Below are 23,914 nucleotides of genomic sequence, written 5' to 3'. Positions count from 1 at the left end.
CGCCGATTTACCGCACGTTCTGCGCCGCATCTGCACCGGCGAGGGCCGGGGCAGGCTGCTTGATGATCGCGGGGCGCAGGCTGCGGAAGGCCCGGTCGCCGCGTAGCGCGGCCCACCAGCTCATCGGGTTGATCGTTTCGGTGCCGTTGAGCGAGAAAGTGATGAATTCCGCCCGTCCGCCGATATTGGCCAGCGGCACCGGCCCGCCAAGGCCGCGCTCCCAGGTTTCGGCGCGGCTGTCGGCCGAATGATCGCGATTGTCCCCCATCAAGAACACGCTGTCCTGCGGCACAGTGATTTCCGGCATGTTGTCGAGCGGCTGCCGCATATGATCGATCACCACGTAAGTCGCGCCGTTGGGCATGGTTTCTCGCAGCAACGGCAGTTCGCAGATATCCTTGCCCGAAGCTTTGCGGACTTTGAGATTGGGATAGTCTTCCGCTGTGCAGAGCGCATTGGGCTCCACCGGCAGTTCCAGCGGCGGTTCCACCGTTTGCGGAACGGCCTTGCCGTTGAGAACGATCTGCCCGTTGATCACGGCGATCCTGTCCCCCGGCAGGGCGACGACACGCTTGATATAGTCTTCATCGCGATCGGGCGGTACGGCGATCACGATATCGCCGTATTCGGGCGTGCTGCCCGCGATTCGCCAGGTTCCGCGCGGCAGGAGGTGAAACGAGGCCGAAACCCAGCTCCAGCCGTAGGGGTATTTGCTCACCACCAGCCGGTCGCCCACCAGCAGATTGGGCATCATCGACTGCGAGGGAATGTAGAACGGCTTGGCGAGAAAGCTGTGAAAAGCCAGCACGGCCAGCAACATCAGCGCGAGGCCGCGGACTTCGACCAGCCAGTTGATCTTCTCGCGGGGCTTTTCCGCAGGTTCGGTCGCGGGGGCAGGCTCAGGGGTGTCGGGATGATCGGTCACAATTTCCGTGCTTCTATGACGACGAAGGCCTGAGCCCATGGATGGTCATCGGTGAGGGTAAGATGAATGACGGCTTCATGGCCTTCCGGCGTGATTGCCGCAAGCCTTGCCGCCGCCCCTCCGGTGAGGGCGAGAGTGGGGGCGCCCGAAAGCGCGTTGACCACCCCGATATCCTTCATGAACACCCCGGCGCGAAAGCCGGTGCCGACGGCCTTGGAAAAGGCTTCCTTTGCGGCGAAGCGCTTGGCCAGAGTGCCTGCCTTGGTGAACGGGCGGCGGGCGGCCTTGGCCTGTTCCAGAGCGGTGAACACGCGCTGTTCGAAGCGGTCCCCGAAACGGTCGAGCGAGGCCTGTATCCGTTCGATATTGCAGAGGTCGGAGCCCATGCCGATAATCATGATCCTGCCCTTCCTGTTCCCGATGTTGCGGCCGCGTGGCTCCGGCGGATCGCCGCGCCCTGCTTACCGCGCTTCGTCCATCAACGCCCGCATCTGCCGCACGGCCGCTTCCAACCCGACGAAGACCGCTTCGCCGATCAGGTAATGGCCGATGTTCAGTTCCGCGATCTGCGGGATGGCGGCGATCGGCTGGACATTGTCGTATGTCAGCCCGTGGCCGGCATGGGGTTCGATGCCGTTGCGCGCGGCGAGGGCGGCCATATCGGCGATCCGTTTCAATTCCACCGCGCGTTGTTCACCCGCGGCATGCGCATATTCGCCGGTATGGAATTCGACCACGGGGACTTGCAGCCGCATTGCGGCTTCCAACTGGCGGACTTCCGGGCCGATGAACAGGCTGACGCGAATCCCGGCATCGCTCAGCCGCGCCACCATCGGGGCGAGCAGTTCGAATTGCCCGGCGGCATCCAGCCCGCCTTCGGTGGTGCGTTCTTCCCGCTTTTCAGGCACGATGCAGGCCGCGTGCGGCCTGTGCCTGAGCGCGATGGCGAGCATTTCCCCGGTTGCCGCCATTTCCAGATTGAGCGGCAGGCCGGTCGCTTCCTGAATACGGGCGATGTCCTCGTCGCGGATATGGCGGCGGTCTTCGCGCAGATGGGCGGTGATACCGTCCGCGCCCACGGCGGCGACGATTTCCGCCGCGCGCACGGGATCGGGATGATCGCCGCCACGCGCGTTCCGGATCGTCGCCACGTGGTCGATGTTGACGCCCAGACGAAGCTTTCCGGGCTGGAGCGGCGCCGTGTTCATGTCCGGCCGCTCACTTCTTGCGGCTGCCCGGCTTGATCGCGGGAATCCGGGCCAGTTCCGCCGGAACGTCATCCTCCGCGTAAGTGGGGAAATTGAGTTCGACCAGCGGGAAGAACGGCACGTCGAATGCGGCCTGGCCGCCGGAACGGTCGACCAGCGAGGCCGCCGCGATCACTTGTCCGCCCTCGCTGGCGATTGCTTCCATCGCCTCGCGCGAGGACAGGCCGGTGGTGACGACGTCTTCGACCAGCAGGACTTTCTCGCCTTCGGCCAGCGTGAAGCCGCGCCGCAGTTCGAACGTGCCGGTCGGCCGCTCGACGAACATCGCGTCAACCCCCAGCGCACGGCCGATTTCCTGCCCGATGATGACGCCGCCCATGGCGGGGGAGACGACTTTGGCGATTTGCTGGCGAATCTCCCGGGGGATTTTTTGCACTACGGCCAGCGCCAGGCGCGCCGCGCGATCCGGGTTCATCAGCACCCGCGCGCACTGCAGGTAATGGGCGCTGTGGCGCCCCGAAGAAAGCAGGAAGTGGCCTTCCAGCAGGGCTTCGCTCGCGCGGAACTCGGAGAGTACCTCGTCTTCAGTCATCATGATTGTCCCGTAACCTTCACAGGTGACATAGTGTGGATGGATCGGCAGGCTTTGCCGGTAACGCTCAAAAATATCCCTAGAAGCGCTTGAGGCATGGGGCAAGCGCGCGTATAGCCCGAGCAATTCATGCCCCGCTGGGGGGGGAGATGGGCTGTTCGCAGCCCAATAACAATGAGCGGAAAGCGTCAAAAATGAATTTCGCTGAATGGGCCCATAAAGGGGCGAAAACCTTTAAAAATAGCGCCTTGGCGCTGGCTTTGATGGCTGTGCCGCAGGTCGCGATGGCGCAGGCCGAAGCGCCTGCCGCAGCACCGGCTGCTGTCACCGCACCGGCTGCGCCTGCTGCGGATGCTGCCGCTCCGGCCGCCGACGCCGCGGCGCCTGCGGCGGAAGCCGTAGCGCGCATGGCGCCTACGCCGGGCAAGGGTATGCCGGTCGATCGCGGTATCTTCTTCCAGGATCAGTATTCTCCCAACGGCGAATACGCCCTGTGGATGCACGATGCGGTGCTGATGCCGGTGATCGCGGTCATTTCGCTGCTGGTCCTGCTGCTGCTGCTGTTCGTGATCGTGCGGTTCAACCGCCGGGCGAACCCGGTTCCTTCGAAGACCAGCCACAACACTTTGATCGAAGTGATCTGGACGCTGCTCCCGGTGCTGATCCTGGTGGGTATCGCTGTGCCGTCGATCGATCTTCTGGCGAAGCAGTACAAATCGCCGCCGGCTGACTCGCTGACCGTGAAAGTGACCGGCAACCAGTGGTTCTGGACTTACAGCTATCCCGATAACGGCGAAGTCGAATACGATTCGAAAATGCTGAACGAGCCGGGCCGCCCGGTGATCAACCCCGGCGTGCGCAATGTCGGCACCGATCCGGCGGACGGTCCGGCGCAGCTTGAGGTGGATAACCGCCTGATCCTGCCCGTGGGAGAGCCGATCCGCATGCAGATCACCGCGGCTGATGTGATTCACTCGTTCGCGGTTCCTTCGCTGTGGTTCAAGCTGGACGCGGTTCCGGGCCGTCTCAACGAGAAGACGCTCTTCATCAAGGAACCGGGCGTGTACTACGGCCAGTGCTCCGAACTGTGCGGTGTGAAGCATGGCTTCATGCCGATCGCCATCCAGGCTCTGCCGCGCGCGGAATTCAACAAGTGGCTGCTGTCGAAGGGCGGCACGATCGGCAAGCCGAAGGCTGAGTCTGCCGCTGCTCCGGCGCCTGCCGCCGCAGCGCCCGCTCCGGCGGCAACTCCGGAAGGCGCGGCGCCTGCCGCCGCCCCCGGTGAGGCTGCCGCACCGGCAGGCCAAGCAACCGCGGCCCCGGCGGCCCAATAACAGCTAGAAAAGCATAAGGTTGAGCTAACCATGGCAACCACCGCAGAAACATTCCAGGGCCACGCCGAAGATCACGCGCACGGCCACGACCATGACCACAAGCCGGGCTTTTTCGCTCGCTGGTTCATGTCCACCAACCACAAGGACATCGGCACGCTGTACCTGATCTTCGCGATATTCGCGGGGGTCGTCGGCGGGGCGATTTCGGGCATCATGCGGGCCGAACTGGCCGAACCCGGCATCCAGTACCTTCAGTGGTGGACCGGTTTCCTCGGCGGCAACGCCAACAGCTTCGATGAAGCGCTCCACCTCTGGAACGTGCTGATCACCGCGCACGGCCTGATCATGGTGTTCTTCCTCGTCATGCCGGCGGTTATCGGCGGCTTCGGCAACTGGTTCGTGCCGCTGATGATCGGCGCGCCGGACATGGCCTTCCCGCGCATGAACAACGTGTCGTTCTGGCTGACGGTGATGGGTTTCTGCTCGCTCATGATTTCGCCGTTCGTGCCGGGCGGCACGGGCAACGGCGCGGGCGTGGGCTGGACGGTCTATGCCCCGCTTTCGACCTACGGTTCGCAAGGGCCGGCGGTCGACTTCGCGATCTTCGGCCTGCACCTTGCCGGTGCGGCCTCGATCATGGGCGCGATCAATTTCATCACCACGATCTTCAACATGCGCGCGCCGGGCATGACCCTGCACAAGATGCCGCTGTTCGTGTGGTCGGTGCTGGTCACCGCGTTCCTGCTGCTGCTGGCGCTGCCGGTTCTGGCTGCGGCCATCACCATGCTGCTGACCGACCGCAATTTCGGCACCACGTTCTTCGATCCGCAGGGCGGCGGGGATCCGGTGCTCTATCAGCACCTGTTCTGGTTCTTCGGCCACCCCGAAGTGTACATCATGATCCTGCCGGCCTTCGGCATCATCAGCCAGATCGTCGCCACTTTCTCGCGCAAGCCGGTGTTCGGCTATCTCGGCATGGCCTACGCCATGGTGGCGATCGGCGTGGTCGGCTTCATCGTGTGGGCGCACCACATGTACACCACCGGCCTCAGCGTAAACACGAAGATGTACTTCACCGCCGCGACCATGGTCATCGCCGTGCCGACGGGTGTGAAGATCTTCAGCTGGATCGCCACGATGTGGGGCGGTTCGCTGCAGTTCCGGAGCCCGATGGTCTGGGCGCTGGGCTTCATCTTCCTGTTCACCGTGGGCGGCGTGACGGGCGTGGTGCTCGCCAATGGCGGCGTGGACGATAACCTGCATGATACCTACTACGTGGTGGCGCACTTCCACTACGTGCTCTCGCTAGGGGCGGTGACGGGGCTGTTCGCCGGGTTCTATTACTGGTTCCCGAAAATGAGCGGCCGGATGTATTCCGAACTGCTGTCGCACATCCATTTCTGGGTGTTCTTCGTCGGCGTGAACCTGATTTTCTTCCCGATGCACTTCCTCGGGTTGCAGGGCATGCCGCGCCGCTATCCGGACTATGCGGAAGCCTATGCCCACTGGAACGGCGTGGCGACGTTCGGTTACGAAGTGATGGCCGTTTCGATCCTGATCTTCTTCATCAACATCATCTATGCGTTCGTTGCCGGGCGTAAGGCGGAAGACAACTACTGGGGCGAAGGCGCGACCACGCTCGAATGGACGCTGTCGAGCCCGCCGCCGTTCCACCAGTTCGAAACCCTGCCTGTCATCGAAGACAGCAAGGCGCATTGATCGGGCGGCCCCGGCAAACAGGGGCCGCATGGATAAAGGGTTGGGGGCGCGCCGGGTGCGGTGCGCCCCTGCCTTTAGGATTTGAGATGATGAGTACGAGCCACAGCGCGGTGCAGCTTCCGGCCGATTGGCGGGATTTCTATGCGCTGACCAAGCCGAGAGTGATGAGCCTGGTGGTCTTCACCGGCCTGTGCGGCCTGCTCGCCGCGCCCGGAACGATCCATCCCGTGATCGGCTTCACCGCAATCCTGTGCATCGCGCTCGGGGCCGGGGGCGCCGCAGCGCTCAATCAGTGGTGGGAAGCCGATATCGACGCGGGCATGCGGCGCACCGCCGGGCGGCCTTTGCCCGCCGGACGGATGGCGCGGACCAGCGCCCGCGATTTCGGCGTCGGCCTGTCGGCGGCCTCGGTGCTGCTGATGGGGGTGGCGGTCAACTGGCTGGCGGCGATCATCCTCGCGCTGTCGGTCGTCTATTACGCTGTGGTCTATACGATCTGGCTCAAGCCGCGCACGCCGCAGAATATCGTGATCGGCGGCGGGGCGGGGGCCTTTCCGCCCCTGATCGGGTGGGTTGCGGTGACAGGCGACATCACTTTGATGCCGGTGCTGCTGTTCGCGATCATCTTCTTCTGGACGCCGCCGCATTTCTGGGCGCTGGCGCTGTTCGTGCGTAGCGATTACGCCAAAGTCGGCATTCCGATGATGCCGGTGGTCGCGGGTGAGGCGTCCACGCGCAAGCAGATCCTCGGCTATTGCGTGATCTTGCTGCCGCTGTCGCTGGCGCCGTGGTTTGTCGGCGGGGCGGGGGCGGTCTATGCCGTCAGCGCGCTGATTCTTTCGGGCCTGTTTCTCGCGCTGTCGGTGCCGGTCGCCCTGCGCCGGTCGACAGGGCCGGACGATGCGATGCGGCCGGAAAAGCGTTTGTTCGGCTACAGCGTGCTGTATCTTTTCGTGATCTTCGCGGCATTGGTTGCAGATCGCTGGATTTCCGTGCAGGGATTGGCATGATGACAGGACAGTTCGAACCTGACGAAGAATACAAGCGGCGGATGCGGGCGCGGAACATCGTGGTCGGCCTGCTGCTCGGGGGATTTGCGGTGTTGCTGTTTGCGATCACCATTGTGCGGATGAAGGAATCGCTATGAGCGTGGCGGCACTGGGCCAAAGGAATCGCCGGATCGGGCTGATTTCGCTGGGTGTGGCGGGCGCCATGCTGGGGCTCGGTTTCGCCTCGGTTCCGCTTTATCGCTTGTTCTGCCAGGTGACCGGGTTCGCCGGGACCACGCAAAAAGTCACCGCCGCGCAGGCGAGCCAGGTCCGCGCCGCGGGCACGACGATTTCGGTGCGCTTCGATGGGAACGTGCGGCCGGATATGCCGTGGACGTTCCATCCCGAACACACCACCGATACGGTCGAACTGGGCCAGCGCGATCTGGCGTTCTTCATCGCGAAGAACAATTCGGACAAGCCGGTCACCGGCACCGCGACATTCAATGTCGAACCGGAACAGACCGGCCAGTATTTCAACAAGATTCAATGTTTCTGCTTCACGGAGCAAACGCTACAGCCGGGAGAGGAAGTGCGTATGCCGGTGTTGTTCTATATCGATCCGCGGATCGCGCAGGACGAAGATGCCAAGGATGTGCAGCAGATTACCTTGAGTTATACCTTCCACAAGGCAGAGGACAGCCCTTCCTAACCTCTGGACCGGGTGAAAACAGAACGATAAATGGGGCGCTGGGAAATGGGGAAGCCCCGCAATCAGGAAGCACGTTACATGGCTGCTACGAAGAACCATGATTATCATATCCTGCCGCCCGATATCTGGCCGCTGGCCGGATCGCTTTCGGCGCTTCTCTTCACCACGGGCATGGTGCTGTTCATGCACGAGCTGCCGTTCGGCAAGCCGGTGGTGATGCTGGGCGTCCTCGCTCTCGCGGTGACGTTTTTCAGCTGGTTTTCCAAAGTCGTTGCCGAAGCGCAGGCCGGTGATCACACGCCGGTGGTGCAGTTGCACAACCGCTATGGCATGATCCTGTTCATCGCCTCGGAAGTGATGTTCTTCGTCGGCTGGTTCTGGGCATGGTTCGATTTCGCGCTGTTCCCGTCGGAACTGGCCGAGACCGTGGGCGGCGTTTTCCCGCCCAAGGCGATCGAAGCGGTGATGGACCCGTTCGATCTGCCGCTGATCAACACGCTGATCCTGCTCTGTTCGGGCACCACTGTCACCTGGGCGCACCATTGCCTGATCCACGGTGATCGCGAAGGGCTGAAGAAGGGCCTGTGGCTGACGATCCTGCTGGGTATCCTGTTCACCAGCATTCAGATCTACGAATACGCTCACGCGCCGTTCGGCTTCGGTGGCAACACCTACAGCTCGGCGTTCTACATGGCGACCGGGTTCCACGGCTTCCACGTCCTCGTCGGCACGATCTTCCTGATCGTCTGTCTGCGCCGCACCTATCTTGGCCATTTCACGCCGAAGCAGCATTTCGGGTTCGAAGCGGCGGCATGGTACTGGCACTTCGTCGATGTCGTCTGGCTGTTCCTGTTCGTCGTCATCTATGTCTGGGGCGGCTGGGGCGCACCGATCCACTGATCGTGTGATCGCGCTGTCAGATGACTGATCCGCACACGCATGAAGAAGGGCAGCCGCCGCTTGGCAAGGCTGCCCTTTTCGGCCTTTGCCCCCGCTGCGGGGCGAAAACGCTGTTCGCCGGGGCGGTCCGCTTCGCCGGGCGGTGCCGGGTCTGCGGGCTGGACTATTCCAGTTTCAATGTCGGGGATGGCCCGGCTGCCTTTCTCACGCTGATCGTGGGGGCCTTGATCACCGGCCTCGCGCTGTGGTTGCAGATCGCCGTCGATCCGCCGTTCTGGGTGCATGTGATCCTGTGGGTGCCGATGACTGTCGCTGCGGTCATTTTCGGACTGCGCTTGGGCAAGGCGGCGCTGCTTTACGCGGAATACAGCCGGGGCGCGCGCGAAGCGGGCGGGGCGGACGTGCGCGAGGAATGATGCGGCGCCTGCCCATCCTGCCCACGCTTCTGGTGCTGATCGCGGTGGCGGTGATGGTGACGGCGGGCGTATGGCAATGGCAGCGCGCCGCGTGGAAGGAAGACCTGCTCGCCCGCTATGATCGGGCGGCGAAGGCAGGGACGGCGGTGGCGTTCCCCTTCACGGAAGATCAGCGCGAAGCGGCGCTCTATCACCGCAGCGCACTGGAATGCCGGCGCGTGCTGGCCCGCAATCCGATAGCCGGGCGCAACGCCGCGCAAGAGGCGGGATGGGCGCAGACCGTGCGCTGCGCGACTCCAGAGGGCGAAGCGGAAGTGGCGCTGGGCTGGTCGCGCGATCCGGCGATTGCGGCATGGGATGGCGGCACGGTGCAGGGCATCGTCGCCCCGGCAGCCCATGGCGTGCGGTTGGTCGCGGTGCCCGCGCAGGCGGGCCTGACGCAACTGGCCAAGCCCGATCCGCACGATCTGCCCAACAACCACGTGTCCTATGCGGTGCAGTGGTTCTTCTTCGCGGCGACCGCGCTGATAATCTATGCGTTGGCGTTGCGGCGCAGGCTGCGCGACAGCGATAAGGCCGGATAAGGCGGCCTTATCCCGACTACTTGTAGAACCCGTCGCGCATGCGGATGCGGTGTTCGACCCACATTTTCATCGCGCAGAGCATCTGGCTCCAGCCCATGCAGTTGTCATAGCTGGCATCGAGCCCGGCCTGATTTTCCTTCCATCCGGCCTCGCCGATCTCGACCAGAGTCACGCCGCCGCCGCAATCGGTGAAGCGCATGGTGACTTCGGTCATCACGCCGTTGCCTTCGTTGCTTTCCCAGTGGAGCACGATCAGGCTGTTTTCGATCACGTCCACCACTTCCACCGGAAAGGCACCGGGGAAGTCCGCGAAATCCCAGGTGACGGTCGCGCCCTTTTCGATCCGGCCCTGCGCCCCGCCGGTGGTGAAATATTGCGAGAGCTGATCCGGGTTGACGACCGCTTCGAACACTTCCGCCACGGGGCGGGCGATGCGCCCGAAGACTCTGAATTTCAGTTCCATGCCGCGACTCCTTCGCTCGGCCTTGCTGTCCGGCAAATTATGTTATAAAAATATAACATGTCAACGGATGATCGGGTGGACCTCGTTTTCAAGGCGCTGGCGAATGCGACGCGGCGGCGCATCTGCGATGCCCTGCGCGATCGCCCGCTCACCACCGGGCAACTGGCGGATCTGCTCGCCCCGCTCGACCGCTGCACGGTGATGCAGCATCTCAGGGTTCTGGAGCGGGCCGGGCTGGTCGTGGTGGCGCGCAAAGGGCGGGAACGGTTCAACCATCTCGACGCCATGCCGATCCAGGAAATCCACCAGCGCTGGATCGGTCCGCATGCGGCCCATGCCGCGGGCGGATTGCTCGGCCTCAAACGGGCGCTGGAAGCCGAACCGGCACGGAGGGAAGCGGCAGCCGCGCCGCAAGCATAAGATCGCCGCCACTTGCTCTCCAACAGGGCAGCGACTAAGGCCCGCGGCCATGCAGTATGTCTCTACCCGTGGCAGCGCCCCGGCGCTCGATTTCGAAGGCGTCACTCTCGCCGGTCTGGCATCGGATGGCGGGCTCTATATCCCGTCCGCATGGCCGCGCTTTTCGGAAGCGGAAATCGCCGCGCTGGCCGGTTTGCCTTATGCGCAGCTTGCCGCGCGGGTGATGCAGCCTTTCGTCGGCGATTGCCTGACCCCGGAAAAGCTGCTCGACCTGTGCGAGCAGGCCTATGGCCGTTTTGCTCACAAGGCGGTGACGCCGCTGGTGCAACTGGACGAGCAGAACTGGCTGCTGGAACTGTTCCACGGGCCGACGCTGGCGTTCAAGGACGTGGCTCTGCAATTGCTCGGCCTGCTGTTCGAGGAATTCCTCTCCCGCACGGATGAGCGGCTGACCATCGTCGGCGCGACCAGCGGGGACACGGGCTCCGCCGCGATCGACGCGGTGGCCGGGCGCGACCGGGTGGATATCTTCATGCTTCACCCCAATGGCCGGGTGAGCGACGTGCAGCGCCGCCAGATGACCACGGTGCTGGCGCCCAACGTCTACAACATCGCCATCGACGGCAGCTTCGACGATGCGCAGGCGATGGTGAAGCGCATGTTCGGCGACACGGCGATGACCGGGCGTTTCCGCATCAGCGCGGTCAATTCGATCAACTGGGCGCGGTTGATGGCGCAGGTGGTCTATTACTTCGCGGTGGGCGTGCAACTGGGCGCGCCGCATCGCAAAGTGGCCTTCAGTGTGCCCACGGGCAATTTCGGCGATGTCTTCGCCGGTTATGTTGCCGCGCAGATGGGCCTGCCGATCGAGCGGCTGATCGTGGCGACCAATGTCAACGATATCCTCCACCGGGCGCTGTCCACCGGCGATTATTCGACCGGCACGGTCACGCCCACGGCGGCCCCGTCGATGGATATCCAGGTCAGTTCCAATTTCGAACGCCTGCTGTTCGATGTCGGCGGCCGGGATGGCCTGGCTCTGGCCGAACAGATGCGCGGCTTCGAAGCGGCGAAGGCGATGCAACTGACCAATGCGCAGCGCGAAGGCGCGGCGGCGCTGTTCGCCAGCGCGCGCGCCGATGCCGACGACATGACCAAGGCGATGCGCTGGGCTTACGAGGCATGCGGCGAAGTGATCGATCCGCACACCGCCATCGGCCTGCACGCCGCGCGTGCCGCCGGCATCGATCCGTCGATCCCGCTGGTCACGCTGGCGACCGCGCATCCGGCCAAGTTCCGCGATGCGGTGGAACGCGCCACCGGCACCCGGCCGAGCTTGCCGGGCCGGATCGGCGACCTGTTCGAGCGTGAGGAACGCTACGTCGAACTGGCGGGCGACTACGATGCGATCGCCGCCTATGTCGCAGAGCATGCGACACCGAACGCCTGACCGGGTGCGATGGCCGATCTTGCAACCTCGCCCCTGATCCTCGCCGGCGAGGGGTGGGGGGATTACGGCCTCGTCGACAGCGGCGATGGCCGCAAGCTGGAACGGTATGGCGCGCGCCGCTTCATCCGGCCCGAGCCGCAGGCGCTGTGGCGCCCGCGCGAGGCGGAATGGGCCGCCGATGGCGAATTCGTGCCCGGTGCGGACGAGGACGGCGGCGGGCGCTGGCAGTTTTCCGGCCCTGTTCCGCGCGAAGGCTGGCCGCTGGCCTGGCCCAACGGCCCGGACACGGTGCGGTTCACCGCCCAATGCACCCCGTTCCGCCATCTCGGCTTCTTCCCCGACATGGCCCCGGTGTGGGACTGGATGGGCGAGATGCTGGCCGGGATGGACGATGCGCAGACGCTCAACCTTTTCGGCTATACCGGCGTGGGCACGCTGGCGCTGAGCCGCTTCGGCCAGGTCACGCATGTCGATGCCTCGAAGAAATCGGTTGCCCAGGCGCGGGAGAACGCGGCGCTTTCCGGCATGGCCGACCGCCCGGTCCGCTGGCTGATCGACGATGCGGCCAAATTCGCTGCGCGCGAAGTGCGGCGGGAAAAGCGCTATGACGGGATCATTCTCGATCCGCCCAAGTTCGGGCGCGGGCCGAACGGCGAAGTCTGGCGTCTGGAAGACAGCCTGCCCGCGCTGATGGCCGATTGCCGCCGCCTACTCGATACCCGGAGCCGCTTCCTGTTCCTCACCGTCTATGCGGTGCGGATGTCCAGCCTTGCGCTGGCGGGGCTGTTGGCGGAACTGTTCGCCGATCTGCCCGGTACGATCGAACATGGCGATCTGGCGGTGCGGGAGGACGGCGACAAGGGCCGCCTGCTGCCGACCGCGATTTTCGCCCGCTGGAGGAACGACTGATGCGCACGCTGCTGTCTCTTTCCGCTTTGGCATTGCTGGGCCTGGCTGCGATTCCCGCCGGTGCGGAAGACGCCGCGCCGCCGTCGCCGCAAGGGCTGTGGGTGGCGGACATTCCGCTCTGCGCGGAGACGGTCGTCAATGCCGCGGATGCGGCGGACTTCAACGGCGCGATGCGCCAGCTTTCGATCGAACTGACGCCGGACGCGGGGGCGCGTTTCGCCCGGCTGACGGCGCAGGCGGTGGGGAAATCCATCACCGTGTGGCTCGACGGGGCGGTGCTGACCGAGCCGGTCGTGCGGGAGCCGATCGCCGGGGGCCGTCTGTCGATCAGCGGGATGGATGATGCCCAGATCGAACGCGCGCGCGCCGCTGTGGCGGCGCCATGCCCCTTCGGCGCGGGCGATCCCGCGTCCACCGCCGCATAATTCCTGACTGGACCCCCGATGCCCGATAGCCTGATTCTGGAAGTCGCCGATTTCGAACACAACGTGCTGACCGGCATCTATTCGGAAGAGACGGGCAAGCCGCAGCCGCTGCGCTTCACGATCACCGTCCGCTACAAAGTGGCCGATCACTATGCGCCCGACACGCCGTTGGTCGAAAGCAAGAATTACATGGACCTCAAATTTGCGGCTTCCGAAGCCTTGCCGCAAGGGGTGCATTTCAAACTGATCGAAGCCGTGGCCGATCACGTCTGCGACACGCTGTTCCTTCAGGATCGGAAAGTCGAAGCGGTGACGGTGAAAATCGTCAAGCTGGCGATTGCCGAGCATAACGAGAAGATCGGCATCACTCTGCACCGTGAACGGCGCTGATATGGCGCGGGCGATCTATCGCACGGGCGCCTTGCCGCAGGCCGCGCTGGACGCCTCGACCGCTTTCCATGTTCATCACCTGCCGGAAATCACGCGGCTGATCGCCGGGCAGCCGGATTTGCTGGTGGTGATTTTCCCGGCTGCGCCTTACGATCATCGCGCATGGCGGCGCGCGGCGATTGCCGATCTCGCCCGCGCCCATGCCCCGGTGCGAGTGGTCGGGCTGGCTGGTGGCGAAGCGGATGCGACGGCGCGCACGCTGGCCTATCTCGATTCTGCGCCGGGCGTCACCGGGCAGATGCTGGCAATCGATGAGGCGAATGCGCCGGATCAGGCATGATTCGCTTCTGATCGAAGGAATGCGGAGTATTTCGATAATCCATCGGATTGGCCGCGCCCCGGAAAGACAATTTCGCGCGATTTGATCGCGGTCAAGTCCGCCGCGGCTTCGCGTGGCTATGTCCGGTGTCGCAGCAAAGAGGCTGATCGGCTTTCGATCAGGGGATGGGCTGGAACGCCGTTCCCATTCTCATTCTGCTTCTCCCCAAACTGGCGCGGGTTGCTTCGGCGATCCGCGCAACTTTTGGGGTGGGTGTAACCTTTGCAACTCCCCAAATCCCAAATCCGCTCAGACTGAGCGGGGGTGGCGGATTTTTACTGGCGCAGGCTGCCGGCCAATTGGCGTACCAGCGCGTTTTCCTCGTCGAGCAGAGAGTTCACCTGTGCCTGCGTTTCGGCCACGGCTTCGCGCGCGCCGCCTTCCATCTCCGCCTGCAGCAGCAGCTTGTCGAGGTCGGCCATGGCCTCCATCGTCCGGTTGCGGGTCACTTCGAGCCCGGACAGGCTGGCTTGCGCCGCAATCCAGGGATCGCTGGCCACGGCGCTGCCGCGCGCCGCGTTGACCAGGGCCCGCGTGCGCGGCGCGGCGGAAAGGAACGCCTGATGCGAGCGGGTGGCTTCCCCGCGCAACTGGGCAAGACGCTGGGCCAGTTCTGCGCTCGGCTGCACCGGTTGGGGGGGCGGGGCAGGGGCGACCGGCTGGGCGCTGCCGTGAATCCGCTCGGCTTCCCGAATCGCCAGCGAGGGATAACGGTCCGACGTGCTGGTGCAGGCGCCGAGCGCTAGGATCAGGGCGAGGCCGCATGCGGGGGCGGAAACGGGTTTGCAAACCATGGCCGATGCCATAGCACGCCCCGCGCGCCATGCCAGCCTGGCGCGTGTCCTGGCCCTGCGAGGCCGGGCGTGGCGGGGATATTCCGGCGGGCGGACGGTTTTCCTCCGTTGACATGGCGGAGGGTTTTGCCTAACGGCAGCCATCTTTCCGGCGCCTGCCACTGGGGCGGGGCGTCGGCGCGTCGTTAGGGTCACGAGCCGTTTTGGGGCGGGGCAGGAACGATGTGGCACAGCAAGTTGAATGGATAAGGCACCATGTTCGCAGTAGTGCGCACGGGCGGCAAGCAGTATCGGGTTGCCGCCGGAGACAAGATCGCAGTCGAAAAGCTGGCTGGTGAAGCCGGCGATACGATCACTTTGGGTGATGTCCTCCTCGCCGGTGACGGTGAAGGGCTGAAGGACGCGGCCAAGGTTGCCGTTTCGGCGGAAATCATCGCTCAGGCGAAGAGTGAAAAGGTCGTCGTCTTCAAGAAGCGCCGCCGCCACAACTATCGCCGCAAGAACGGCCATCGCCAGCAGCTCACGCTGCTGCGTATCGTGGCCGTGGGCGATTCGAAGGCCCCTGCGAAGAAGGCTGCGGCCGCCAAGGCCGACTGAAAGCAAGCGACGGAGTAGAGCGAAATGGCACATAAAAAAGCAGGCGGTTCGTCGCGCAACGGCCGCGATTCGGCCGGTCGTCGCCTTGGTGTGAAGAAGTTCGGTGGCCAGGAAGTCATCGGCGGCAACATCATCGTGCGCCAGCGCGGGACCAAGGTGTACCCGGGCGCCAATGTCGGCATGGGCAAGGATCACACACTGTTCGCGCTGGCCGGTGGCCGCGTGCGCTTCCACGATGGCAAGCTCGGCCGCAAATACGTGTCGGTCGACGTGGCGATGGCCGCGGAATAAGCCGGATGGCATTTTACAGGGCCATCCACCGGGATGGCCCCGCCGCGCTTTTCTAGCGCGGCTGCGAGAGGGAGAGGGGCCCCGTCCCGTCTCCCTCTTTGCGTTTATCTCCCTCTCTCCCGGACCCGATGCGGTCCATCGAAATACGGGTGTCACGCGCGGGATTTATGCGATCCTGTGACGGGATACCCTCGAGCGGACTCGAGAGGAGACGATCATGTTCATTCGCAGCCAGAGGCTGTTCCTGCGCCCGGCCTTTCCGGAAGACTGGCAGGCGATCCACACAGGCATCAACGATGAAGGCATCGTGCGCATGCTGGCCAGTGTCCCCTGGCCCTACAGCGAGCAGGATGCGCGCGATTTCGCCGCGCGGGCGCAGAACCCGCTGCTGCCGCAATGCGTCATCACCGTGCCGGACACACCCGGCGCGCCGCTTATCGGCGGGATCGGGCTGCAGCAGTCGGTAAACGGTGTCGAGCTGGGTTATTGGCTGGCGCGCGGCTTCTGGGGCCGTGGCTATGCCACCGAAGCGGGCCGTGCCTTGCTGGCCAGCGCGGCGGCCATCGGCCATCGGCGGATCTATGCGGCGCATGCCCTGGACAACCCGGCGTCGGCGCGGGTGCTGCACAAGCTCGGCTTCAAGGCGACCGGCGAAATCTGCGTTCGCAAGAGCGCGGGCCATGGCGGCGCGGGAGTCGCGACCCGCTGCCATATCCTCGATCTCGGCGATGTGGCCGGCTCCGATCCGGAGCCGCAAATGCCCGCTGCCGCATGAGGGAGTTTTCGGCCGCGCTATAAGGGCGGGCCGAAAACTCCCCCCTCCATACTTGGGGGGTGATCGAGGGGGGAGTCGCGACCCGAAGGACTGGCCTTCGGCGACACGATCCGGGACCTATGCGGGCATGGATTCCGGATCATGGCGAACTGGTCGGCACGAAATGCAAAAACCCAAGCCGCCGCCGTGAAATATTCGGCATGCTTGAGCAGGCTGCATTCGATTTTCAAACCCGAGTATATCTATTGTAGATTACATGGATGTCAATCGTTGCGGACAAACGAACAGTTTTCCTGCCTTATCAACACGTCGCTTGGTTAACGCGTCGTTCGAATGGCACGCAGCGGCCCACGTCAGTGCGAATCGGTGTCATCCCAATGTTCATTCGTCCAGCGCCGCCGCCAGCCAGCGCGGCACGTGCTTGCGGTCGATCGTGTCGACCCGCAGATGATCGACGGCATAGTTCAGTTGGGGATAGGCGATCCGCTGCCGGTCCGGGAGCGACTGATCGAGCGGCACCACCACCAGCCGCCGGTTGACCTTCTGCCGCCAGTTCATCCGCGCGGTGTTTTCCTGCCCGATGAAGCAGCCTTTGGCGAAGCTGACCCCGTGCAGTTCCGCCGCATTGCATTCGAGCCACAGCGTTTCGCCATCGCCCAGTTCGGCCACCCCTTCGGCCACGCCGAGAGCCAGGCGATGGCGCAGCCATTCGGCATCGGCGGGCTGATCGTCGGGGGCGACAGGAGCCAGCCAACGTTCGCCCAGCGAGGCGAGGCGGGGATCGGTGGCCGCACCATCGCCGTTATGGCCCCGCCAGTGCACGGCCAGCGTCTCGTCACGCGCGATCATGATCTTGCGGCGCAGGCGATAGAGCGAAAGCCGCTTCACCAGCGCATCGGCCCGGTCCGCTTCGCAATCGAGCAGAAGGCTGTCGTTCGCCCCCGGCCAGACGAGGAAATCGAACAGCGCCTTGCCCTGCGGGGTGAGCAATCCGGTCCAGACGGGTAATGTCCCGGTGATATCGTTGGTGACGAGGCCCTGGAGAAAATCGGTTGCGTCTTCCCCCGGGTCTTCGGCGGAAAGGCGGATCACGGCGCGGCCGAACAGGCGGGTAGCGGTCATAGGCAGGGCTGGCTTTCTTTCTGAGGGCGGGAAAACGGAGTGAAGGCGGGCATCGGCATCAATCCAACGCAGTCCAGCGGTCGAAACAAGCCGCCTGGCCATGGATCGCGCCATCGCCATCAAGCAGGTTCCACACCACCGCCTGTTCGATGCGGAAGCGCGCGCCGCGTTGGGAAATGCGGATACCCGCATAATCGGCGATGAAATTGCGCGCGCCGACCGCATCGAGGAAACGGGCGCGCTCGGCCCGTTCCATCGCTTCGGCGGAATAGCGCGAAGGCATGCGGATCACGTCGCGGGCGCAGGTTTCAAACAGCGCGAGCGCCATGCGGTTGGCGTAGAAGAAGATCGGATCGTCCTGCGTGCCGTGCGCCAGAATCACCATCGGCGCGGACCACAGCGGGCCGCCGCCCGCCAGCAGCGGCCGGCCGGTGACGCGATGAAAACTGCTGGCGATCAAAGCGATGCGATCCGCCCCGGCATGGGCTTCGATGCTGGCGCGTTCGCTATCATCGGTGAGCGTGGGGGCGGGACCGTCCATAAAGGCAAACTGGCCTTCTTCCTGCGAGAATCAATCCCCCTTCGCCCGATCAGCCGCGAAATTCGTCGCCGACGGGCATTGCGGCGTTGCAGTCGGGCCTTCCAAATGCAAAACGAGCAGCCGGAAGAGAGCATTTGAGAACAAAGCGAAAGGCATTTCCATGACTGCGACGCCCAAGACACTGGCCTATGGCGAAGGCCAGATCAGCTATCACGAAATGGGTGAAGGCGAACCTTTGCTCATGCTGCACGGCTCCGGTCCGGGGGTTACGGCATGGATGAATTTCGGCGGCAATCTCCCGGTTTTCGCCGAGCATTACCGCTGCATCGCGCCCGATCTGCCGGGCTATGGCGGCAGCAGCCCGATTGCGGGCGAGCCGGTGGGCGCCGCGGTCGAAGCGGTGCTGCATCTGATGGACCAGCTGGGGATCGAGAGCGCCAGCATCATCGGCAATTCCTATGGCGCCATGGTCGGCGGCCGGTTCGCGGCGGCCTATCCCGACCGGATCAGGAAGCTGGTCACGATCGGTGGGATCGGCGTGCCGCTGTTCACCGGTTTCCCTTATGAAGGCATCGCGCGGCTCAGCGAATTCGTCGAGAATCCGACGCGCGAGATGATCGTCCACTGGCTGCGGTCTATGGTCTACAATCCCGAGATGCTGACCGAGGAACTGATCGAGGCCCGCCTTTCGGTCGCGCTGGAACCGGGCGCGAAAGAAACCAACGCCAAGATGTATTCGCGCCAGATGCTCGACATGATTGCCGCGGGCATGAGCGGGCCGGACGCGGTGCAGGGCTTCGCCTATCTGCCTAAGATCCAGGCGCCGACGCTGATGACTTGGGGCCGGGATGACCGGGTGAACCCGCTCGACATCGCGATGCTGCCGCTGCGGCTTATCCCCAACGTCGAACTGCACGTGTTCTCCAAATGCGGCCACTGGGCGATGATCGAACAGAAGGCCGCGTTCGAACAGGTCGTGCTCGGCTTCCTGAAGCGTTGAATGCGGTCCGGCTGAACAGGCCGAGCGGGGGTGGAGTATTTGCAAAGATACAATCGCCTCTGAGATAGCGGGGCGTGGCTGCCGTGCGGCCGCGTCCCGCCTTGCATGGTCTGTTCTCCTTGGCCTGTCCTACACGGGCGGTCTGTGGCAAAGGGTGGCCATGGACCTGAGTCTGCCGCCTTTTCACCCCTTTTCGCGCTATGCGCGGGCGGGTTGAAGGGCGCCGGTTTCCTGTCCCTTGAACAGTGTCAACTGTGTCAACTTGATGCCACCCAACCGCAAAGGCCACCGCATGAGCACCGCCCCCGATCTCGTCCTCGCCAATGGCACGATCCATACGCCGTCCGGCCCCGTGGTGGGCGATGTGGCGGTGCGCGATGGGCGGATCGCCGGCATCGGCAGCTATGCCGATAGCGGGCGGCGGATCGATTGCACCGGGCTGGATATCCTGCCGGGTGTGATCGACAGCCAGGTGCATTTCCGCGAACCGGGGCTGGAACATAAGGAAGATCTCGAAACAGGCAGCCGCGCCGCCGTGATGGGCGGGGTGACGGCGGTGTTCGAAATGCCCAACACATCGCCCAACACCGACACGGCGGAGCGGGTGGCGGACAAGCTGACGCGCGCGCGCCATCGCATGTGGTGCGATCATGCATTCTATGTCGGCGCTACGGCGGACAATGCGGAGCAGCTGGGCGAACTGGAACGCATTCCCGGCACGGCGGGGGTGAAGATTTTCATGGGCGCTTCCACCGGCAGTCTGCTGGTGGCGGAGGATGAGAATCTGCGCCGCGTGCTAGCCAACGGCGTGCGCCGCGTGGCGATTCATGCGGAAGACGAAGCGCGGATGAACGCGCGCAAGGATTTGCGGGTGGAAGGCGATCCGTCCAGCCATCCCGTGTGGCGCGACGATGAAAGCGCGATGCTGGCGACGCAGCGCATCCTGCGGCTGGCGCGCGAAACGCGCCGCCCGATCCATATCCTGCACGTGACCACGCCCGCCGAACTGGAACTGATCGCGCAGCACCGCGATATCGCGACCTGCGAAGTGACGCCGCAGCACCTGACTCTGGCGGCGGAAGACGCCTATCCGCGCCTTGGCAGCTATGCGCAGATGAACCCGCCGATCCGCAGCGCGGCCCATCGCGATGGGCTGTGGCACTGGCTGCGGCAGGGTGTGCCCGATGTTCTCGGCTCCGACCATGCGCCGCACACGCGCGAGGAAAAGGCCAAGCCCTATCCCGCCAGCCCCAGCGGCATGCCCGGCGTGCAGACGCTGCTGCCGCTGATGCTGGACCATGTGGCCAAAGGCCACATGACGCTGGAACGGCTGATCGACATGACCAGCGCGGGCGTGCAGCGCGTTTTCGGCCTGGTCGGCAAAGGCCGCATCGCCGCCGGTTATGACGGCGATTTCACCGTGGTGGACCGCAAGGGACAGTTCACCGTGACGGAGGAATGGGGGGAAAGCCGCTGCGGCTGGTCGCCGTTCACCGGCATGGACCTGCAGGGCCGGGTGATCGGCACCGTTGTGCGGGGCCACGTGGCGATGTGGGAAGGCCAGCTTGGCAATCAGGCGGTGGGCGAACCGCTCCGTTTCGCCGGTTGCCTGTAAGGGGGCCGGTCAAGTCGCTGTCGCGGTCTTCACGGTCCGGCGCTTGCGCAGCAGGTCCCAGGCGAAGATCGCGATCGCGCACCAGATGAACAGGAAGCTCCACAACTGGGCGGGCTTCAGCGGTTCGTGGAATACCGTCAGGCCGAGGATGAAAACCACGGTCGGCGCGATGAACTGCACGAAGCCGAGTGTCGAATAATCCATCCGCCGCGCGGCGATGGCGAACATCAGCAGCGGGATCGCGGTGACGAGGCCCGACAGGCCGACCGCGATATCCACCGGCGTATCGTTGCCCAGATGCAGCCCGGCAGCGGACGAGCCGAGATGGACCATGACCATGATCGCGGGCGCGGTCAGCACGATGGCTTCCACTGTCAGGCCCGGCAGCGAGCCGACTGGCAAAGTCCGCCGGACAAGGCCATAAAGCGCGAAGCTGATCGCCAGCACCACGCTGATCCACAAGGTGGTGAGCGCGCCCGCTGCGAGAATCGCGACGCCGACGGCCGCCAGGGCAACGGCCAGCCATTGCTGGCGCGAAAGGCTTTCGCCGAGGAACAGCGTGCCGATCAGCACATTGATCAGCGGATTGATGTAATAACCGAGACTGGCCGCATAGACGTGCCCTTCGAGAATCGCGAAGATGTAGAGCGTCCAGTTGCAGCCGATTAGCAGCGAACTGAGGCACAGCCACGGCAGCACTTTCCGGTTGAACAGCGCGCCCAGAAGGTCCGCCCATTGCCGCCGGAAAGTCACGATCAGCAGGCATACCGGCAGCGTGAAAAGAATGCGCCAGCCGATCAGTTCGACCGGCGGAATGCTGCGCACGGACATCAGATAGAGGGGGAACAGCCCCCACGCGATATAGGCCGCCAGCGCATAAGGCAGGCCGCGTCCCGAACGATCCGCATCTGGCAAGGGAGGCACGGCTTCACTCCTGTTGGTCGCGGGGCTCTAGTCCTGCTTGCGCCCCATCGCAATGCCCGGTTGGGCCATACCGCATCCCGCGCGCATTTTCGGCCTGGCGAACCATCCCGCAGCGGGACAGGATGAATATTAATTCTTCGCGGTGCACATCAGGTGGCTATCGGCGGAGAGCTGCCTGCTTCTCTGGCAACTGTGCGAGGATTTACCCATGCCGCGTTTCGTCTTTCGGTCCCTGGTTCTGCTGGCGGCGGCGCCCGCCATGCTGATGGCCGGATGCGGCGGCAAGGAGGAACGGGCGAAGGCCGATCCGGCGAACGACGACCCGGCGTTGACCGGGGCGCTGGCCGATCAGATCATGGTCGATCCCGATCTGACCGGGCAGAACGAAGTCGCCAGCGGCGCCCGCATGGTGGTGGCCGATGGCATGCTTCCCACCGACAACAATGCGCCGGAGCAGGCCGCCGCCGCGCGGAGCGAAGCGGTGGCGCTGGTCGGTGGGCCGGGGGCGATGAAAGTGCTGCCCGGAGCGAAGCCGACCGGCGGCGGGAAACCGCAGGCGGCGGCGTTTACCGCCGCGGCGCGGGCGGCGGCATCATCGCCCACCGGGGCCAAATGCGCCGCAACGGTCGAATATACCGCGGCCTGGGCGGCGCGCCTGCCGGCGCTGTTTCCGGTCTATCCGCGCGGCAATGTCCAGGAAGCGGCGGGCACGGACAAGAACGGCTGCGCGCTGCGGGTGGTCACGTTCACCACGCCGGTGGGGCTGGAGGATGTGCTGTCGTTCTACTACACGCGTGGTGTGAACGCGGGCTACACCATCGACCGGGTGGTGGAAGGCGGCGATGACATGCTGGGCGGCACCAAGGGACGGTCGTCCTACATGGTCTATGCCCGGCGCCTGCCATCGGGCCGCACCGAAGTGGATATCGTCACCAGCAACTGAGCCCGGGCGGCGGCGCGGCTTATGCCGGTTCTGGCGCGGCATGGCCTGCCGGGGGCAGGGGATCGCCCATCGCTTGGCCCATGCGGCGGATCGCGGCCAGTTTGGCTTCCAGCGCGGACCAATCGTCATCGCGGGCGATGGGTTCCCAGATCGCTTCGACTTCCTCGATCAGCAGCGCTTCGGGGCGGTTGCCTTCCCAATAGGGATGGCTGCGCTCCAGCGGCGCGAACCCTTCCAGTGCACTGGCGAGATCGCCTTGCGCGGCGCGCCCGCCCTGATGGGTGAAGAAGAACGCATCGGGAGAAGCCGCGGTGGCGCGCATGCCCGATTCGGCGGTGGCGACGAGTTGGAGATCGCGTTCCGGCGACAGCGGGGCCACCCCCAGCCGCCAGAGGAACCGCCGGATCATGTTTTCCTGATAGAGCGGGCCGAACCGTTCGAGCGCGGCCACCAGAGGGGCGGAATCGGCCAGCGGGCGCAGCGCGATCGCCAGTTGCGCACAGTTCCACGACAATGCTTCGACCTGCCGCCCGAAAGCGTAGAGGCCACTGTGATCGAAATAGGCGGCGGTGAAATCCATTTCCCACCGGGGCAGCCAGCGCCACGGTCCGTAATCGAAGCTTTCGCCGGTGATGTTCATGTTGTCGGTGTTGAGCACGCCATGCACGAAGCCCGCCGTGACATAGGACGCGGCGAGATCGGCCAGCCGTTCGACCACCTGATGCATCAGGATGATCGCGGGCTCCTCGCGCCCCGGCGCATCTTCCGGCGGCAGGGGGCCGGGATACTGCGCGAGGCAATAGTCGACCAGCCTGGCGAGCGAATCGTGTTCCTCCAGCGCGGCCAGCCGCTGGAAGCTGCCGATGCGGATATGGCCATGGCTGAGCCGCACCATCACCGCCGAGCGGGTGGGCGAGGGTTCATCGTTGCGCCACAGGCTTTCACCGGTTTCGATAACGGAGAACGTCTTGCTGGTGTTGGCCCCCAACGCTTCGAGCATTTCGGTGGCGAGGATTTCGCGCACCGCGCCTTTCAGCGTCAGCCGCCCGTCGCCGCTCCGGCTGAAAGGGGTCTGGCCCGAACCCTTGGTGCCGAGATCGAGCAGGCGGCCCTGCGCATCGCGCAACTGCGCGAACAGGAAGCCGCGCCCGTCGCCGATTTCCGGATTGAACACGCGGAACTGGTGCCCGTGATACCGCAGGGCAAGCGGTTGCGGCAGATTGTCCGGCAAAGGCTGGAACCGGCCGAAATGGGCAATCCATTCGGCATCGCTCAATGCGCCGAGGCCCACCGCCTTGTCCCACCGGCGATTGCGGAACCGCAATATGGTGTCCGGAAAATCGGCAGCGGCAACCGGATCGCCAAGCCACTGTGCGATAGCCAGGATTTGGGGATCGGGAGTGTAAGGGGCGGCTTGCGGTTCGGCGCGCATGACGCAATAGTGGCCGCGACAGGCACTCGGCGCAAGCCGGTCGGGATAATTTCATCAGATGGGGC

At 64.6% G+C, this 23,914-nt stretch carries 30 protein-coding genes; 20 read left to right on the top strand and 10 right to left on the bottom strand.

The genetic code is table 11. The annotated features are described in order from the left end of the window. Positions 1 to 7 precede the first annotated feature (7 nt). From lepB to pyrE, 4 genes are all read right to left on the bottom strand, one after another. Positions 8 to 925: a signal peptidase I gene (gene lepB / locus K5X80_RS12190; RefSeq protein ID WP_222557996.1), complete on the bottom strand. Its 918-nt coding sequence runs from the start codon at positions 923 to 925 to the stop codon at positions 8 to 10. Beyond that, positions 922 to 1,323 (bottom strand): holo-ACP synthase, encoded by a 402-nt coding sequence (gene acpS, locus K5X80_RS12185; protein WP_222557995.1) that lies wholly within the window; start codon positions 1,321 to 1,323, stop codon positions 922 to 924. The genes lepB and acpS overlap by 4 nt, the downstream gene beginning before the upstream one ends. Before the next feature lie 63 nt (positions 1,324 to 1,386). Then, the gene (locus K5X80_RS12180; protein ID WP_222557994.1) at positions 1,387 to 2,133 is read right to left on the bottom strand and encodes a pyridoxine 5'-phosphate synthase; all 747 of its coding nucleotides are present in this window, start codon (positions 2,131 to 2,133) and stop codon (positions 1,387 to 1,389) included. Positions 2,134 to 2,143: 10 nt separating this feature from the next. Beyond that, on the bottom strand, positions 2,144 to 2,725 hold the full coding sequence (pyrE, locus tag K5X80_RS12175; RefSeq protein WP_222557993.1) for an orotate phosphoribosyltransferase: 582 nt from the start codon (positions 2,723 to 2,725) through the stop codon (positions 2,144 to 2,146). Positions 2,726 to 2,988: 263 nt separating this feature from the next. On the opposite strand from pyrE, the gene coxB reads away from it, so the two are divergent. The 8 genes from coxB (at position 2,989) to K5X80_RS12135 (ending at position 9,379) form a co-directional block, all read left to right on the top strand. Further along, on the top strand, positions 2,989 to 4,059 hold the full coding sequence (gene coxB, locus K5X80_RS12170) for a cytochrome c oxidase subunit II (RefSeq protein ID WP_222557992.1): 1,071 nt from the start codon (positions 2,989 to 2,991) through the stop codon (positions 4,057 to 4,059). A gap of 30 nt (positions 4,060 to 4,089) precedes the next feature. After that, complete coding sequence (ctaD, locus tag K5X80_RS12165; protein WP_222557991.1) at positions 4,090 to 5,778, top strand: cytochrome c oxidase subunit I; 1,689 nt, start codon at positions 4,090 to 4,092, stop codon at positions 5,776 to 5,778. 86 nt (positions 5,779 to 5,864) lie between these two features. Beyond that, positions 5,865 to 6,788: a heme o synthase gene (locus K5X80_RS12160; protein WP_502778326.1), complete on the top strand. Its 924-nt coding sequence runs from the start codon at positions 5,865 to 5,867 to the stop codon at positions 6,786 to 6,788. Beyond that, positions 6,788 to 6,925 carry a cytochrome c oxidase system small membrane protein gene (locus K5X80_RS12155; protein WP_222557989.1) on the top strand — a complete coding sequence of 46 codons (138 nt, stop codon included), beginning with the start codon at positions 6,788 to 6,790 and terminating at the stop codon, positions 6,923 to 6,925. Before K5X80_RS12160 ends, K5X80_RS12155 begins: the two co-directional genes overlap by 1 nt. After that, entirely contained in the window at positions 6,922 to 7,479 is a 558-nt protein-coding gene (locus K5X80_RS12150) for a cytochrome c oxidase assembly protein (RefSeq protein ID WP_222557988.1), read from the top strand. The genes K5X80_RS12155 and K5X80_RS12150 overlap by 4 nt, the downstream gene beginning before the upstream one ends. Before the next feature lie 78 nt (positions 7,480 to 7,557). After that, complete coding sequence (locus tag K5X80_RS12145) at positions 7,558 to 8,379, top strand: cytochrome c oxidase subunit 3 (RefSeq protein ID WP_222557987.1); 822 nt, start codon at positions 7,558 to 7,560, stop codon at positions 8,377 to 8,379. 20 nt (positions 8,380 to 8,399) lie between these two features. Further along, positions 8,400 to 8,795 (top strand): DUF983 domain-containing protein, encoded by a 396-nt coding sequence (locus tag K5X80_RS12140; RefSeq protein WP_222557986.1) that lies wholly within the window; start codon positions 8,400 to 8,402, stop codon positions 8,793 to 8,795. Beyond that, the gene (locus tag K5X80_RS12135) at positions 8,795 to 9,379 is read left to right on the top strand and encodes an SURF1 family cytochrome oxidase biogenesis protein (protein WP_222557985.1); all 585 of its coding nucleotides are present in this window, start codon (positions 8,795 to 8,797) and stop codon (positions 9,377 to 9,379) included. Before K5X80_RS12140 ends, K5X80_RS12135 begins: the two co-directional genes overlap by 1 nt. Before the next feature lie 16 nt (positions 9,380 to 9,395). On the opposite strand, the gene K5X80_RS12130 is transcribed toward K5X80_RS12135, so the two are convergent. Next, positions 9,396 to 9,842, bottom strand: a complete 447-nt coding sequence (locus K5X80_RS12130) for an SRPBCC domain-containing protein (RefSeq protein ID WP_222557984.1) — start codon at positions 9,840 to 9,842, stop codon at positions 9,396 to 9,398. Positions 9,843 to 9,899: 57 nt separating this feature from the next. On the opposite strand from K5X80_RS12130, the gene K5X80_RS12125 reads away from it, so the two are divergent. Genes K5X80_RS12125 through K5X80_RS12100 form a run of 6 tightly spaced genes read left to right on the top strand, consistent with a single transcriptional unit; the run spans position 9,900 to position 13,776 of the window. Further along, positions 9,900 to 10,262, top strand: coding sequence for an ArsR/SmtB family transcription factor (locus K5X80_RS12125; protein ID WP_222557983.1), 363 nt, complete (start codon positions 9,900 to 9,902; stop codon positions 10,260 to 10,262). A 49-nt stretch (positions 10,263 to 10,311) separates the two neighbouring features. Beyond that, the gene (gene thrC / locus K5X80_RS12120) at positions 10,312 to 11,712 is read left to right on the top strand and encodes a threonine synthase (RefSeq protein WP_222557982.1); all 1,401 of its coding nucleotides are present in this window, start codon (positions 10,312 to 10,314) and stop codon (positions 11,710 to 11,712) included. Positions 11,713 to 11,721: 9 nt separating this feature from the next. Next, positions 11,722 to 12,621 carry an RsmD family RNA methyltransferase gene (locus K5X80_RS12115; protein WP_222557981.1) on the top strand — a complete coding sequence of 300 codons (900 nt, stop codon included), beginning with the start codon at positions 11,722 to 11,724 and terminating at the stop codon, positions 12,619 to 12,621. Continuing rightward, entirely contained in the window at positions 12,621 to 13,046 is a 426-nt protein-coding gene (locus tag K5X80_RS12110) for a SecDF P1 head subdomain-containing protein (protein WP_222557980.1), read from the top strand. The genes K5X80_RS12115 and K5X80_RS12110 overlap by 1 nt, the downstream gene beginning before the upstream one ends. A gap of 18 nt (positions 13,047 to 13,064) precedes the next feature. Then, positions 13,065 to 13,436 carry a dihydroneopterin aldolase gene (locus K5X80_RS12105; protein WP_222557979.1) on the top strand — a complete coding sequence of 124 codons (372 nt, stop codon included), beginning with the start codon at positions 13,065 to 13,067 and terminating at the stop codon, positions 13,434 to 13,436. Beyond that, positions 13,423 to 13,776: a Rossmann fold domain-containing protein gene (locus K5X80_RS12100; RefSeq protein ID WP_222557978.1), complete on the top strand. Its 354-nt coding sequence runs from the start codon at positions 13,423 to 13,425 to the stop codon at positions 13,774 to 13,776. The genes K5X80_RS12105 and K5X80_RS12100 overlap by 14 nt, the downstream gene beginning before the upstream one ends. A gap of 314 nt (positions 13,777 to 14,090) precedes the next feature. Here K5X80_RS12100 and K5X80_RS12095 read toward each other — a convergent pair whose 3' ends face one another. Then, a complete protein-coding gene (locus tag K5X80_RS12095) occupies positions 14,091 to 14,609 on the bottom strand; it encodes a hypothetical protein (RefSeq protein WP_222557977.1) in 519 nt (172 codons plus the stop codon). 255 nt (positions 14,610 to 14,864) lie between these two features. Here K5X80_RS12095 and rplU point away from each other — a divergent pair, with 255 nt between their 5' ends. From rplU to K5X80_RS12080, 3 genes are all read left to right on the top strand, one after another. Further along, positions 14,865 to 15,206 (top strand): 50S ribosomal protein L21, encoded by a 342-nt coding sequence (gene rplU, locus K5X80_RS12090; RefSeq protein WP_222557976.1) that lies wholly within the window; start codon positions 14,865 to 14,867, stop codon positions 15,204 to 15,206. A gap of 24 nt (positions 15,207 to 15,230) precedes the next feature. Continuing rightward, a complete protein-coding gene (rpmA, locus tag K5X80_RS12085) occupies positions 15,231 to 15,497 on the top strand; it encodes a 50S ribosomal protein L27 (RefSeq protein ID WP_222557975.1) in 267 nt (88 codons plus the stop codon). A 217-nt stretch (positions 15,498 to 15,714) separates the two neighbouring features. Beyond that, positions 15,715 to 16,272 carry a GNAT family N-acetyltransferase gene (locus K5X80_RS12080; protein ID WP_222557974.1) on the top strand — a complete coding sequence of 186 codons (558 nt, stop codon included), beginning with the start codon at positions 15,715 to 15,717 and terminating at the stop codon, positions 16,270 to 16,272. A 381-nt stretch (positions 16,273 to 16,653) separates the two neighbouring features. On the opposite strand, the gene ygfZ is transcribed toward K5X80_RS12080, so the two are convergent. Further along, a complete protein-coding gene (ygfZ, locus tag K5X80_RS12075; RefSeq protein ID WP_222557973.1) occupies positions 16,654 to 17,394 on the bottom strand; it encodes a CAF17-like 4Fe-4S cluster assembly/insertion protein YgfZ in 741 nt (246 codons plus the stop codon). A gap of 58 nt (positions 17,395 to 17,452) precedes the next feature. Then, a complete protein-coding gene (locus K5X80_RS12070; RefSeq protein WP_222557972.1) occupies positions 17,453 to 17,935 on the bottom strand; it encodes an MEKHLA domain-containing protein in 483 nt (160 codons plus the stop codon). 160 nt (positions 17,936 to 18,095) lie between these two features. On the opposite strand from K5X80_RS12070, the gene K5X80_RS12065 reads away from it, so the two are divergent. Together K5X80_RS12065 and K5X80_RS12060 are read left to right on the top strand one after the other, a co-directional pair. Beyond that, positions 18,096 to 18,935: an alpha/beta fold hydrolase gene (locus K5X80_RS12065; RefSeq protein WP_222557971.1), complete on the top strand. Its 840-nt coding sequence runs from the start codon at positions 18,096 to 18,098 to the stop codon at positions 18,933 to 18,935. A 292-nt stretch (positions 18,936 to 19,227) separates the two neighbouring features. Then, positions 19,228 to 20,550: a dihydroorotase gene (locus K5X80_RS12060; RefSeq protein ID WP_222557970.1), complete on the top strand. Its 1,323-nt coding sequence runs from the start codon at positions 19,228 to 19,230 to the stop codon at positions 20,548 to 20,550. A gap of 9 nt (positions 20,551 to 20,559) precedes the next feature. Here the strand turns inward: K5X80_RS12060 and rarD are convergent, their stop codons facing one another. After that, positions 20,560 to 21,474 carry an EamA family transporter RarD gene (gene rarD / locus K5X80_RS12055; RefSeq protein WP_222557969.1) on the bottom strand — a complete coding sequence of 305 codons (915 nt, stop codon included), beginning with the start codon at positions 21,472 to 21,474 and terminating at the stop codon, positions 20,560 to 20,562. Between the two features lie 208 nt (positions 21,475 to 21,682). On the opposite strand from rarD, the gene K5X80_RS12050 reads away from it, so the two are divergent. Beyond that, positions 21,683 to 22,417 carry a hypothetical protein gene (locus K5X80_RS12050; protein WP_222557968.1) on the top strand — a complete coding sequence of 245 codons (735 nt, stop codon included), beginning with the start codon at positions 21,683 to 21,685 and terminating at the stop codon, positions 22,415 to 22,417. A 19-nt stretch (positions 22,418 to 22,436) separates the two neighbouring features. Here the strand turns inward: K5X80_RS12050 and K5X80_RS12045 are convergent, their stop codons facing one another. Continuing rightward, complete coding sequence (locus K5X80_RS12045) at positions 22,437 to 23,849, bottom strand: protein adenylyltransferase SelO family protein (RefSeq protein WP_222557967.1); 1,413 nt, start codon at positions 23,847 to 23,849, stop codon at positions 22,437 to 22,439. Positions 23,850 to 23,914: the final 65 nt, after the last annotated feature.

The sequence above is a fragment of the Caenibius sp. WL genome (assembly GCF_019803445.1).
Lineage (GTDB): Bacteria > Pseudomonadota > Alphaproteobacteria > Sphingomonadales > Sphingomonadaceae > Caenibius.
The sequence above is the reverse complement of the archived record's forward strand: the minus strand, read 5'-3'. Positions and strand labels throughout refer to the sequence as shown.